Origin of the sequence: Pseudomonas nabeulensis (assembly GCF_004682045.1) — a bacterium.
Lineage (GTDB): Bacteria > Pseudomonadota > Gammaproteobacteria > Pseudomonadales > Pseudomonadaceae > Aquipseudomonas > Aquipseudomonas nabeulensis.
This window is the reverse complement of the sequence record NZ_QUZT01000018.1, coordinates 72,394-84,713: the sequence shown is the minus strand read 5'-3', so window position 1 is coordinate 84,713 and position 12,320 is coordinate 72,394. Positions and strand designations below refer to the sequence as shown.

Genomic DNA, 12,320 nt, shown 5'->3' with positions numbered 1-12,320 from the left:
GGCAAGCCCCCTCCCACAGGGGATCGGCGTCAATCAGATGGCTAGGCGTACGGGCTGTTGGCCCAACAGGTGTTCAACCACCTGCAACACCGGCTCAGCCTCCGTACGCACCAACCAGTCCGGGCTCACCTCCACAAACGCTACCGTCCCATCCTTGGCAATCACCACCACCGTCGGCTGCGGCAACTCCCACGTGCCGGTGCCGGTGGTCTCGCCAATGCTGCTGCCCTTGGCCAGCGCTGCATTGCGCGAGGCCTCGTCAAAGCTGTAGAGGATCCCCAGGCGTCGCCCGAGGTTGTTGTCCTTGTCGCTGGCCACCAGCAATTGCAGGTTGTGGCGGGTCTTGATCTCCACCAAACGCTCCGGCACTTGCGGGCTCACCGCCACCAGCGGCACGCCGAGTTCGCGCAGGCGTGGGTAGAGCTGGCGCTCGTAATAGGGCAGGGCGATGTTGCACGCCGGGCAGCCGGCAAAGCGGAAGAACACCAACACCGCCGGTCCATCGGCCAACAGCAGGTCGCGATTGAGTTCACCGCCTTCGACGTTGCGCAGGGTGAATGGGTCCAGCTCATCGCCAACCTGTACGTAGTCGTCTGGGCGAGCTTCGTCCACCAGGCGTTGGCGCTGGTCGATATTGACCTTCAACGACTCGGGCGCCCAAGTGGCGACGCGTTCGGCGTGCAGGTCCGCCAATTGACGATTGAGGGATTCGCTCATGCCAGTGCCTCCTGTTTTTCTTCAACCTCGGCGACGCTGTAGCGGTTGGCCGGGACGTCCAGGCCCAGATTGTCGCGCAGGGTCTGGCCGCTGTATTCAGTACGGAACAGACCGCGCTGTTGCAACACGGGCACCACCAGTTCAGCGAAGTACTGCAAGCCGTCCGGCAGCACCGAGTTGACGATGAAACCGTCGCTGGCGCCGCGTTCGAACCAGGTCTGGATCGCATCGGCGACTTGCTCCGGGGTGCCGACAAAATCACGCTTGGGCCGCGAGAAACGCAGGGCCACTTCGCGCAGGGTCAGGCCTTCGTCCTTGGCCAGTTGCTTGATACGGTCGGAGCCACCGCGCTGGCTGTTCGAGCCCAGGTCGCCGAGGTCCGGGAAGGGCGCGTCCAGTGGGTATTGGCTGAAGTCGTGGTCGTTGAATGGACGGCCCAGGGCAACGATGGCGTCTTCCACGGTGACCAGGTCCACGGCCTGCTGATAGCGGCTTTCCACCTCGGCCGCATCGCGCCCGACAATCGGGCGGATGCCCGGCAGGATCGACAGGCTGTCGGGGTCGCGGCCAAAACCTTTGGCGCGGCGCTTCAAGTCTTGAGAGTACGCCAGGCCTTCTTCGATGCTCTCCACATGCACAAAGATCGCGTCGGAATTCTCGGCCGCGAAGTTGCGCCCGTCCTCGGAGGTGCCCGCCTGGAAAATCACCGGCTGGCCCTGGCGCGAACGCGCAATGTTCAACGGGCCTTTCACCGAGAAAAACTCGCCCTTGTGGTTCAGTGCATGCAGCTTGCTCGGGGTGAAGAACTCGCCGCTTTGCTTGTTGTAGGCAAACGCATCGTCCTCCCATGAGTCCCACAGGCCCTTGACCGCATTCACGTGCTCCTTGGCGATGCGGTAGCGCACGGCGTGAGGCGGGTGCTCGGCCTTGCCGAAGTTATCGGCGGTGCCGCTCAGCCACGACGTGACCACGTTCCAACCGGCGCGGCCGCCGCTGATATGGTCCAGGGACGAAAACTGGCGCGCCACCTGGTAGGGCTCGGTGTAGCTGACGGTCACGGTGGCGACCAGGCCGATATGGGTGGTGATCGCGGCCAGGGCCGAGAGGATGGTCAGTGGCTCGAAGCGGTTGAGGTAATGCGGGCTGGATTTGGCGTGGATATGCAGGCTGTCGGCGATGAACACGAAGTCGAATTTGGCGGCTTCGGCCAGTTCAGTTTGCTGCTTGTAGAAGCCGAAGTTGGTGCTGGCGTTGGGCAGGGCCTGGGGATGGCGCCATTCGCCCCAACCGTGACCGACACCGTGGACCATTGCACCGAGTTTGAGTTGACGTGGCTTGCTCATGTTCTGCTCCTGTTAGCGCGAGGCTGTTTATCAGCGCGAGGCTTGGGAAAGGGGGGCACGCTTGGCGTTAAAGCTTTTATCGAAGCCCTGCGACACGTCGATGTGTTTGGTCAGCAGGCCTTCTTGTTGGTAGATATCGGCAGTGGCTTGCAGGCCGCTGATCACCGAATCGTCAATCGCCACCGGGGTCAGCTGGGTGTCCTTGGCCACTGCCACGTGCACTTCCAGCGGCAGGCCGGTGATCTTGGCCTGGGCGGCGGCATATTCATTAGGGTGGGTGTTGGCCCAGGCGTAGGCGCGGTCGAGGCGCGCAACAAAATCGTCCAACTGCGCACGCTTGTCGGCGATGGCCTGGCTGGTGGCCGCCAGGTACAAGTGGTTGCTCAGCAGCTTGTTGCCGCTGATCAACACGCGGGCCTGGCTTTGCGAAGTGACCACGGTGGTGTACGGGTCCCAGGTGGCCCAGGCATCGGCGGTGCCGTTATCCAGCACCAGGCGTGATTCGCTGGGCAGCAGGAAAATGAACTGCACATCCTTGGTGGTCAATCCGGCGGTGGCCAGGGCCTTGATCGCCAGGTAATGGCCGATGGAGCCGCGCCCGGTGACAATTTTCTTGCCCTTCAGGTCCGTCACGGTCTTGATCGGCGAATCCTTGTTCACCAGCAGGGCCGTGGTGTTGCGGCCTTCGGCGTGAATGATGCTGACCACCTTGAGCGAAGCGCCGGCACCGAGGGCGAACACATACGGTGCATCGCCGAGGGCGCCGATATCCACCGCACCGGCATTCAACGCTTCACCCAGTGGCGAGGCGGACGGGAACTCCGACCACTGGATGTCGTAAGGCACGTTCTTGGTTTCGCCGGAGACTTCCAGCAGTGCCTTGATCGTCGATTTCTGATTGGCCACCCGCAGCGGTTGCAGGTCGGCGGCATGGCTGCTGCCGATCAGGCCAAGGGCGAGGGCGGTGCCCAGGAGCAGGCGTTTGAACGGGGTGGTAAAGACCATGGGATACAGGCTCCAGGCAGATCAAGAAAGGGTTCGGTTACCTCCGCCTGGAGAAGGGGTCGGTGAGTGAGTTGACGTTATTCCCATAAGAACTCGCTGTGAAGTTCTTTTTGGTTATATGGTAATTATCAAAATAATTCATTATTAGATGATTGATTATTCTCTTATTGCATTTGTTGGCGTGCTGCGGGCCAGGGCGAAGATGCCATCCATGCGCCAGTGTTCGTTGCGATGGGCAGGATCATCCGCCCATTCATCCCAACCCGAGTCGCGGCGGTATTGGCCGAGCAGCCCGGCTTCACGCACGGCTATCGGATCGGGATGGCGCAGTTGTTCAACGTCCGGGTCGACGTAGAGCGCGTCGCTGCTGCAATACAGTTCGCACATGAAGCACGTCTGGCAGGCTTGTTGATCGGCGATCAGGGGTTTGCCCTGGGCGTTGGCAGCCAACACGTTGGTGGGGCAGACAGCGACACATTGGCCGCAGCCGTTGCACAGGTCGGAGTAGATCAGCTCGAGCATGTTGGATATCTCTAGTGTGTGAGTTACCTGTGGCGAGGGCGCTTGCTGTGGCGAGGGCGCTTGCTGTGGCGAGGGAGCTTGCTGTGGCGAGGGAGCTTGCTCCCGTTCGACAGCGCAGCTGGAGCCGGCTTTTTTTGGGAGTGCTGCGCACTCCAGCGGGAGCAAGCTCCCTCGCCACAGGTGAAGTCTTTAGCCTGGGTGAACGGGGTCGAAACGCGCCTGTATTTGGTCCACACCGGACACCCGCAAATGCGCGTCATACAACACACTCTGCTGCGGCGTATCGCTGCGCTGGTGCATGCCCCGGCTTTCCTTGCGCAAGGCGGCGGCGGTGTAGCACCAGCGGGCGGTGGCGGCCATGGCGGCGGTTTCGCGGGCGCGCAGGGGGTTGGCGCCAGGGCGTGTTGCACGTACTTGGTCCCAGATGTTGTCGAGCGCGCTTAAGGACCGCTCCAGTTGTGCGCCGCTGCGGAACAGGTTTTTGTCCAGCGGATGCACTTCGGCCTGGATGCGTTGGATCAGTTCCGGGCTGCCACCGGCAACGCCATCGAACCCGCGTAGCGCGCCGTGATACGCCGCTTTCTGGCGCGCCAATCGCGCCGCCCCACGGCCCGCCCATTGCCCGGTAGACAACGCCCACGCCGAGTTCTGTGCACCACCGCCCGAGGTGGCACCGGCAATCGGCTCACGGCTGGCGGCGTCACCGGCGGCAAATACGCCGGGCACGGTGGTCTGGCAATCGTCATCAATCACCCTGAGCCCGCCGACACCGCGGATGGTGCCCTCGGGGTGCAAGGTCACGGCAAACCGCTCGCGATAGGGATCTACCCCGCGCCGATCAAACGGCAGCATCAGGTTCGGCTGGATACTGGGCAGTTGCGCACGGATATCCGCGGGCACTCGATTCAGGCGGCAATACACCGGGCCATTGAGCAGGGCCCTGGCCAGGTCATCGGTAAAGCCGGGGCCGCCACTGATATTCAATGGGCGATCCGCCGCATCGAAATATTCTCCAAAGCTGTACACCATCGAACGCGTCATGCTGCTACCCGCCGCTGCGATGCAGTAGTAGTTGGAAAACTCCATGCCCGACAGTTCGGCACCGGCCTCGGCGGCCATCAAGTAGCCGTCGCCGGTGTTGGTGTGGCTGCCCAGCAGTCGTGACAGGAAGGCACAACCGCCGGTGGCCAGCACCACTGCGCTGGCACGGATCAACCAGTCCCCGCCGGCCTGGCGGCGCCAGCCACGGGCGCCGACCACGTCGCCATGGTCATCACGTAGCAGCTCGAGCGCAGGGTGGTGATCGAGGATCGTCACGCCGCTGTCCAGCACCCGGCGGCGCAGGCCGCGCAGGTATTCCGGGCCGCGCAGGCCACGGTATTGGGTCTCGCCCTGTTCGTTTTGCGGGAACGCGTAGTAGTCGCTCAAGCCCGGCAGGCTGGTCCAGGTGGTGTCGATGGCGCGGGCCATCCAGCGTGCATCCGCCAGGCCGTAGGCCGTGCCCAGGCGTTTGTCGATGGCGGCTTCGCGGGCGCCCGGCGGCACCCACCAGTGGCCGGGCCCGGCGGTGGCGGTGACGCCGCTGGTGCCGCAGTAGCCCTTGTCCACCAGGATCACCTTGACGCCTTCGCGGGCGGCCGCGATGGCGGCCCAGGTGCCCGCCAAACCGCCGCCGACGATCAATACATCGCAGCACAATTGAGTCATGTCAGGGCCTCAGAAGTTGTACGCCAGCCGTGTGTAGTAATACGCGCCGCCAAAACCGAACGGCGAGAATTGCCCGTATTCATAGCCGCCAGCCCAGTCCTTGATGCCTTTTTTGTCCGGGTACACGTTGAACAGGTTGTTGGCGCCCAGGGCCACGGTGAAGTGCTTGTTGATGTCGTAGGCCGCGTCGATATCGCTGATCCACTTGGCGCTGAACTTGCGGTCGTTGATCGGGTTGTTGTCGCCTTCGATGTAGCTACCGTAGCGGGTCAAGGCCAGGTTGAGGGTGTAGGCGCTGACCTTCCAGTTGGCCGCCAGGATCAATTTGGACTGGGGCGTGGCGACGGTCAGGTCTTTTTGCAGGCGACGGTCGAAGATCTGGTAGTTGGAGCCCAGGCTGGCCAGTGCCGGTGGCGTGTCCTGGAGCTTTTCGATCTTGGTCTGGTTCCAGTTGTAGGCCAGGCTCCAGCGCACTTGGCCGTATTCGTCCAGCTGCTGGCGGTATTCGTTGATGATGTCGATGCCACGGGTGCGGGTGTCGACGGCGTTGGTGTAGTACTGCGCGTACAGGCCCGGCGACAGGCCGTTGGCCGCGAGAATCTGCGACACGGCCGGGCCGCCGAGCAGGCTGGTGGAGACGATGCGATCACGGATGCCGATCTGGTACAGGTCGGTGGTCAGGCGGTAGTTTTGCGTGGGCTCGTAGGTGAAGCCAAAGCTGTAGTTCAGCGATTTTTCCGGCTTGAGTTTCTCCGCGCCCAATGCTTGCGCTTCGGCCGTGTCCACTGGCAGCACCTTGACCGGCACCGACACTTGTTGGCCGTTGACCACGCCGCCGGACGTAAAGGTGGACGATGCATAAATGGTCTGCGCCAGCGACGGCGCCCGGAAGCCATTGTTGATGGTGCCGCGCAGGGCAAATTCCGGCGTGAGCTTGAAGCGGGTCGACAACTTGCCGCTCCAGGTGCTGCCGATGTCCTGGGTGTAGCGCTCGTAGCGTGCGGCAGCACCGACGTACCAGCGGTCGGTCACGTCCAGGCCCAGGTCGAGGTAGCTGGCGACGTTGCTGCGGCTGATCTCACCGGCATCCGCCGTGCTGGTGCCGTTGTAGGAGGCCAATCCCGGCAGCGGTGTTTGCCCGGCAAATGGGCCGCTCGGCAGCACGTAGTTGCCCGGCGTATAGGACGCGTAGTCGCCGGCTTCGATCTGGTATTTCTCCCAGCGGTATTCAAAGCCGAACGCGGTTTGCAGCGGGTGGCTGAGGCCGATATCGAAGGTGCGGCTCAGGTCGAGGTTGTTGGTCCACTGGTCGAAGATCTGCGTGGCCAGGTTGAACGAGGTCGGGCTGGTGGGGCCCCAGGACGGGTTGAGCGTGTTGTTGGCATTGAGGGTGGAGTCGTCTTCACCCCAGGTCGAGCTGATGTCGTAGTCCCAACCGCCGATCAGGCCCTTGAAACCACCGGCCACCTGGAAGTCCTTGGTGCGGTTGCGCCGTTGCGCGTGGATGCCATCGGGGTAGGGCGTGTTCGGGTCGCCGGCCAGGGAGGTGATCTCGTTGGGACGGTAGTTGCCGGTGACCTTGGTGGTTTCCATGTAGCTGGCGGTGGAGAACGAATAGAACTTGAGGTCATCCTGTAGCGGCAGCTCCAGGTTGTAGCTGGCGTTGGTGACCTTCTCGCGGCCGAGGCCGTAGCTGGGGTTCCAGCCGTGGCGGTTGACGGTCTGGTCGCGGCTGTCGGGGTTGGCGGCGGTGCCATACAGGCGGCCGGTGGCGCTGCCGGTGCGGTCGAAGGGTTCTTGCTCCTTGACGTCCAGCGCCAGGTTGGCAAAGCCGTCGTTGGGCAGCGGCAGGCCGTAGTTGACGGTCTGGTGCACGGTGTCGCCGTCACCTGCGCCGTAGCGGCCGAAGGAAGTTTCGGCGCTGCCGCCGCTGTCGTTTTCCTTGAGGATGATATTGATCACCCCGGCAATCGCATCCGAACCGTATTGGGCCGAGGCGCCGTCGCGCAGCACTTCGATATGGTCGATGGCGCTCACCGGAATCAAGTCCAGGTTGACCGGCACCGCAGCGGTGCCGATACGCGCCAGGTTGTTGATCAGTGCGGTGTTGTGGCGGCGCTTGCCGTTGACGAGTACCAGTACCTGGTCGCCGGACAAGCCGCGCATGGTCACGCCCCGCACCGACCACGAGGTGCCGCCGCCGTTGATGGCGGGCAGGTTGAACGACGGCAGCAGGCGCGCCAGCAACTCCTTGAGGCCGACCTTGCCGCTGGCCTGCAACTGCTCGGCGCTGATCACGTCGATGGGCGAGGGGCTGTCGGCGATGGTGCGCGCCTGGTTGCCCCGGTTGCCGGTGACGACCACGGTGCCGAGGGTTTTATCGGTGTCTTCGGCCAGGGCCGGGAAATGGATGGCGAGCAGGCTCAGCGCTGCTGCGCAGTAGTGAAAGCGCGATGGAGGCATGGAGGTTGTTTCCAAAAGACGAGAGAACGCCGCAGATCGCCCTTTGTGAATGCGGTCAGTGTGGGAGGGGGCTTGCCCCCGATGGCGGAGTGTCAGTCACTGATGAGTTGGCTGATGTACCGCTATCGGGGGCAAGCCCCCTCCCACAGGGGATTGCATCCACCTGGGGGGACTGTGTGGGGCTTTAAGAGAAAAGGTCAGGCGGCGTTGGCGGCTCTTACCCGATGCGGAATATCGTCATACGCAATCAACACTCGCTCCATGCGACGCGGGTAGTCGCCGTAGTTGTAGACCGGGTAGTGCAGGGTCGAGCGGTTGTCCCAGAACGCCACGGAGCCGGGGCGCCATTTGAAGCGCACCTGGTGCTCGGGCTTGTTGAATTCCAGCAACAGACGGTCGATCAACTGCTTGCTCTGCTGGGGTGTCCAGCCGATCACCGAGGGGTTCTGGGAGAAGTTGATAAACAGCCCGTCTTCGCCGGTTTCCGGGTGGGTGCGTACCAGGGGATGGGCGAGGATCGGGTAGTCGTAGCCGACTTTATCCAGGGACTTCTTGAAGTCGTGCACCACGTGCAGGTTGTCGATTTCGGCGCGCAGGTCGTCGGGCAGGGCGCGGTACACCGCACCGGCGTCGGCCCACAGGGTGTCGCCGCCGACCTCCGGCAAGTCCACCGCGCGCAGTACCGCGCCGAGGGTCGGTTGCAGCAGCCAGCTGGTGTCGGTGTGCCAACGGCCACTGATGCGCGGGCCGTAGAGTTTGCGTTCGTCCTGGGCTTCGATCAGGTGCGCTTGGGGTTTTGTCGGATCGTTTTGCTGGGTGGTGGGGTGCACGTACAGCTCGCCGAATTCCTTGGCGAATGCGATTTGCTGTTCGGTATTGATGGCCTGGTCGCGGAAGAACAGCACTTTGTGGGTGAGCAGCAGTTGGCGCAGTTCATCACGCAAGGCGTGGGTCAGTGGCTCGCGCAGGTCGATGCCGGCGATTTCGGCGCCGATGGTGGGTTCCAGGCGGGTGATATGCAGGGTCATGCGGGTGTCCTCTCGTGTATGGGTTCAGCCTCCGCCTGGAGAGGGGTCGGATGTGGGGGCCTGCACCCTCGGTGGGTGCAGGCAGTGGGGTGGATCAGATCACGTAGAAACCGTGGGTGCCGTCGCGGGCCAGTTGGTCCACCAGGCCGAATTCCCAGTCCAGGTAGGCCTGCATGGCTTCCTTGGGGTTGTCGGTGCCTTCGTACGGGCGGCGGTAGCGGTCGATGCGCGGCGAGGCGAGGTGGGTTTCACCTTCTTCCAGCGGCAGTTGGGCGTTGATCCAACCGGCGGTGCCGTCTTGCAACAGGAACACTTGTTTGCCGGTGATGGCTTCGACTTCGGCCACCGCCAGCCGCGCCAGTTGGCTGCTGCCGCAGGTCAATACGTAACGCTGGGCGGCGGGTGCCTTGGCCAGGGCCTCGGGCAGTTGTGCACGCAGGGCCCACCAGGCGCCGGGGATATGGCGTTTTACATAGTTGGCGCTGGCGGTGAAGTCCAGCACCACGGTGTCGCCGTGGGCCTGCCATTCGGCGAGGGTGTGGGGGCTGATCAGCTCGGCCTGGGGCGGCGTCGGCACCGGGGCGACCCACGCACCTTGTTCGCTGAAGTGCGACGGTTGCAGGTCGTCCAGCACATGCACCTCCCAGCCCAGTTGGGCCAGCCAGGACGCGGACATATTGGCGCGCACGCCATCGTCATCCGCCAGTACCAGGCGCGCGCCGCGTACGCTGGCGACGTGGTCGGTTTCCTGCACCAGTTGGCCGCCCGGTGTGGAGCGGGCGCCCGGCAGGTGGCCGGCTTCGAATTCTTCCGGGGTACGCACATCGAACAGGTACGTGGTGCGATGGGCTTCCTGTTGCCAGCCTTGCAGGTCGGCCAATGTGGCGCGGCCGACACGGGCCTTGTCGGCGACGCCGCGTGCATCCACTGCGGCCACTTGGCGATGTGCTTCCGAGGTCGGCGCAAAGCGGCGCGATTGGCCATGGGCAAGTTTCTGCCCGGCCAACGTCCAGCCGATAGTGCCGTTGCGCAGCGCCGACACCGGGTTGGCCACGCCCGCATTGATCAGCGACTGGGTGCCGATAATGCTGCGGGTACGCCCGGCGCAGTTGACGATGATGCGGGTGGCCGGGTCCGGCGCCAGTTCACGGGCGCGCAGCACCAACTCGGCGCCCGGCACGCTGATGCCGGTGGGGATGCTCATGGTCTGGTATTCGTCGAAGCGGCGGGCGTCGAGCACCACCACATCGGCCTGGCTGTCGAGCAGCGCCTGCACTTCTTCGGCGGCCAGGGACGGGGTGTGGCGTTCGCTTTCCACCAGTTCGCCAAAGGCTTTGCTCGGCACGTTGACGTCGATAAACAGCTCGCCGCCGGCCTTGCGCCAGCCGTCCAGGCCGTCTTCCAGCAATCCAACCTGCGTGTAGCCCAGCGCCACCAGGCGCTCGGCGGCGCGGGCGGCCAGGCCTTCGCCGTTGTCGTAGACGGTGACCTGGGTGTCACGGCGTGGAATGCGCGAATACACCTCCAGTTCCAATTTGGACAGTGGGATATTCGCGGCAAACAGCGGGTGGGATTCGGCGAACGGCGCTTCTTCGCGCACGTCCACCAGGGCAACTTCCTGATGGTCCAACAGGGCCTGGCGAATCTGGGCAAAGCTGCGTGTGGATACGGTGGTCATAGGGCAGGGCTCTTTTCTTTGGACAAATCCCAGATATTCGGGAGGAAGGCGTTGGAATAACCGGAGATAAACAGTTTTTCGCTGCCGTCGGGCTGGTACACCGCGCGGCGTACCGCACCGATGTTGGCGCCGTACACATGAATGCTGATGGACACCTGGTCGCTGTGGGCATTGCTCACCTGGTGAATGTCGCCAACCTTGGGCGATACGGCCTCAACCTGGCCGGGCACGAGCTGGATCGGCTTGCCTTCAGCCACCAGGCGGCCATCGGGCGCTCGCTCAAAGCCTTGGGAAAACTCCGCACCGCGCAACATGCCAATCAGCCCCCACACCCGGTGGTCATGAATCGGCGTGCTTTGCCCCGGCCCCCACACAAAGCTGACGATACTGAAACGCTGGCGCGAATCGGCATGCAGCAAAAATTGTTGGTAGCGCTCGGGGTCGGGTTGGGCGAATTCATCGGGGAGCCAGTCGTCATGGCTGACCAGTTGCGCCAGTAGCTTGCCGCCACGGTGCAGCAGGTCACCTTCACGTGGATTGCCGTCGATCAATTCCGCCAGGGCGCCAATAAAGGCTCTGAGTCGCTCGGGGTGTTTGGCCTGGGTCATGGCAATTCCATCGGTGGGTGTTGATGGGTTTATATAAGCATAATGTTTATAGTTAATATGCTATTTTTTAATGATTAGCTTATATCTGAAGGTAATTTAGAACCGCTCCGACTAGGGTTAGACGTTATCGATCACAGCGCAGGCTATCCAGATAGCCGTCCTGCAACTATGCTTGGCACACATCTTAATGACTGTTCTCTATGTGCGGCCCAAATGAAAATTGACGATATCGATGCCTTTGTCGAAGTGATTCGTTGCCAGTCCATCAGCCATGCCGCCGAGTCGTTGCAACTGACCCAGCCGGCCATTACCCGTCGTGTGCAGAACTTTGAGCAGGCGTTGGGTGTGGAGCTGTTCGACCGTAACACCAAACCCCTCAAGCCTACGCTGATCGGCACCCGCGTCTACGAGCAGTGCCGGTTGATCCTGCGCGAGATGGATGCCCTGCGCGAATTGGTGGCCACCGACGCACCGCCCACCGGCCTGTTGCGCCTGGGCGTGCCGCAGACCATCGGCGACGTGGTGCTGCTGGATGCTCTCAAGCATTTGCGCACCGAATACGCCGACCTGCGCGCACAAGTCGCCACCGGCTGGGGCAGCCAATTGGTCGGCAAGATCGAGCGCGGCGAGCTGGACGCGGCGGCGGCGCTGTTCCCGGCGGGCAAAATTTTCCCGGACAACATCGTCGGCGAGTCCATCGGCAAGATGGAGTTGGTGGTGGTGTGTGCCAAGGCGCAACTGCCGAAGAAACCGTGCAAGCTGGCGGACGTGTACGAGAGTGGCTGGATTCTCAACCCGGATGGTTGTGGCTTCCGCGCCGGGTTGCAGCGCACCTTGTCTGACCAGGGCCTGGCCTTGCGGGTAAACCTTGAAACCTTCGGCACCGAGTTGCAATTGGGCCTGGTGGCGGACGGATTGGGCTTGGGCCTGGTGCCGCGTCCGTTGTTGGAGCGTAGCGCCCATCGTGAGCAGTTGGCGGTGATGCCGCTCAAGGACTTCAAGCCGGTGATGGATTTGTGGCTGATCTATCCGCACTTCCTGGGCAACTTGCAGGGGCCGGTGGATGCGTTCGGGAAGTTGGTTGCGGCTTCCCTGCACAAGATCCGCGACGCCGCCTGATGATCCTTCCCACGCTCTGCGTGGGAATGCCGCTCGGACGTTCCGCGTCCGCTCTGGGTCATGACGCGGAGCGTCAGGGGATGCATTCCCACGCGGAGCGTGGGAACGATCATGGTTATGAAAAAAAATA

Annotated in this window: 10 protein-coding genes; 1 reads left to right on the top strand and 9 read right to left on the bottom strand. The window is 63.0% G+C overall.

The genetic code is table 11. The features are described from left to right. Window positions 1-33: 33 nt before the first annotated feature. The 9 genes from DYL61_RS12105 to DYL61_RS12060 all read right to left on the bottom strand — a co-directional run bounded on the left by DYL61_RS12105 (window position 34) and on the right by DYL61_RS12060 (window position 11,071). The gene (locus DYL61_RS12105; RefSeq protein WP_135308484.1) at window positions 34-717 is read right to left on the bottom strand and encodes a peroxiredoxin-like family protein; all 684 of its coding nucleotides are present in this window, start codon (window positions 715-717) and stop codon (window positions 34-36) included. Next, window positions 714-2,060, bottom strand: coding sequence for an LLM class flavin-dependent oxidoreductase (locus DYL61_RS12100; protein WP_135308483.1), 1,347 nt, complete (start codon window positions 2,058-2,060; stop codon window positions 714-716). Before DYL61_RS12100 ends, DYL61_RS12105 begins: the two co-directional genes overlap by 4 nt. Window positions 2,061-2,090: 30 nt before the next feature. After that, window positions 2,091-3,065, bottom strand: a complete 975-nt coding sequence (locus DYL61_RS12095) for an ABC transporter substrate-binding protein (protein ID WP_135308482.1) — start codon at window positions 3,063-3,065, stop codon at window positions 2,091-2,093. Window positions 3,066-3,221: 156 nt separating this feature from the next. Next, on the bottom strand, window positions 3,222-3,587 hold the full coding sequence (locus DYL61_RS12090) for a 4Fe-4S dicluster domain-containing protein (protein ID WP_135308481.1): 366 nt from the start codon (window positions 3,585-3,587) through the stop codon (window positions 3,222-3,224). A 189-nt stretch (window positions 3,588-3,776) separates the two neighbouring features. Then, on the bottom strand, window positions 3,777-5,294 hold the full coding sequence (locus DYL61_RS12080) for an FAD-dependent oxidoreductase (protein WP_135308479.1): 1,518 nt from the start codon (window positions 5,292-5,294) through the stop codon (window positions 3,777-3,779). Window positions 5,295-5,303: 9 nt separating this feature from the next. Continuing rightward, window positions 5,304-7,757, bottom strand: coding sequence for a TonB-dependent receptor plug domain-containing protein (locus tag DYL61_RS12075; protein WP_135308478.1), 2,454 nt, complete (start codon window positions 7,755-7,757; stop codon window positions 5,304-5,306). 197 nt (window positions 7,758-7,954) lie between these two features. Beyond that, window positions 7,955-8,785, bottom strand: coding sequence for a TauD/TfdA dioxygenase family protein (locus DYL61_RS12070; protein WP_135308477.1), 831 nt, complete (start codon window positions 8,783-8,785; stop codon window positions 7,955-7,957). A 94-nt stretch (window positions 8,786-8,879) separates the two neighbouring features. Beyond that, a complete protein-coding gene (locus DYL61_RS12065) occupies window positions 8,880-10,463 on the bottom strand; it encodes a rhodanese homology domain-containing protein (RefSeq protein WP_135308476.1) in 1,584 nt (527 codons plus the stop codon). Beyond that, entirely contained in the window at window positions 10,460-11,071 is a 612-nt protein-coding gene (locus DYL61_RS12060) for a cysteine dioxygenase family protein (RefSeq protein WP_105699699.1), read from the bottom strand. Before DYL61_RS12060 ends, DYL61_RS12065 begins: the two co-directional genes overlap by 4 nt. Before the next feature lie 213 nt (window positions 11,072-11,284). On the opposite strand from DYL61_RS12060, the gene DYL61_RS12055 reads away from it, so the two are divergent. Beyond that, on the top strand, window positions 11,285-12,190 hold the full coding sequence (locus tag DYL61_RS12055) for a LysR family transcriptional regulator (RefSeq protein WP_105699696.1): 906 nt from the start codon (window positions 11,285-11,287) through the stop codon (window positions 12,188-12,190). Window positions 12,191-12,320 lie beyond the last annotated feature (130 nt).

What these genes read in the sequence shown, in the direction of transcription:
- DYL61_RS12105 (WP_135308484.1), bottom strand. Translation starts at nt 717, where the DNA reads ATGAGCGAATCCCTCAATCGTCAATTGGCGGACCTGCACGCCGAACGC.
- DYL61_RS12100 (WP_135308483.1), bottom strand. Translation starts at nt 2,060, where the DNA reads ATGAGCAAGCCACGTCAACTCAAACTCGGTGCAATGGTCCACGGTGTC.
- DYL61_RS12095 (WP_135308482.1), bottom strand. Translation starts at nt 3,065, where the DNA reads ATGGTCTTTACCACCCCGTTCAAACGCCTGCTCCTGGGCACCGCCCTC.
- DYL61_RS12090 (WP_135308481.1), bottom strand. Translation starts at nt 3,587, where the DNA reads ATGCTCGAGCTGATCTACTCCGACCTGTGCAACGGCTGCGGCCAATGT.
- DYL61_RS12080 (WP_135308479.1), bottom strand. Translation starts at nt 5,294, where the DNA reads ATGACTCAATTGTGCTGCGATGTATTGATCGTCGGCGGCGGTTTGGCG.
- DYL61_RS12075 (WP_135308478.1), bottom strand. Translation starts at nt 7,757, where the DNA reads ATGCCTCCATCGCGCTTTCACTACTGCGCAGCAGCGCTGAGCCTGCTC.
- DYL61_RS12070 (WP_135308477.1), bottom strand. Translation starts at nt 8,785, where the DNA reads ATGACCCTGCATATCACCCGCCTGGAACCCACCATCGGCGCCGAAATC.
- DYL61_RS12065 (WP_135308476.1), bottom strand. Translation starts at nt 10,463, where the DNA reads ATGACCACCGTATCCACACGCAGCTTTGCCCAGATTCGCCAGGCCCTG.
- DYL61_RS12060 (WP_105699699.1), bottom strand. Translation starts at nt 11,071, where the DNA reads ATGACCCAGGCCAAACACCCCGAGCGACTCAGAGCCTTTATTGGCGCC.
- DYL61_RS12055 (WP_105699696.1), top strand. Translation starts at nt 11,285, where the DNA reads ATGAAAATTGACGATATCGATGCCTTTGTCGAAGTGATTCGTTGCCAG.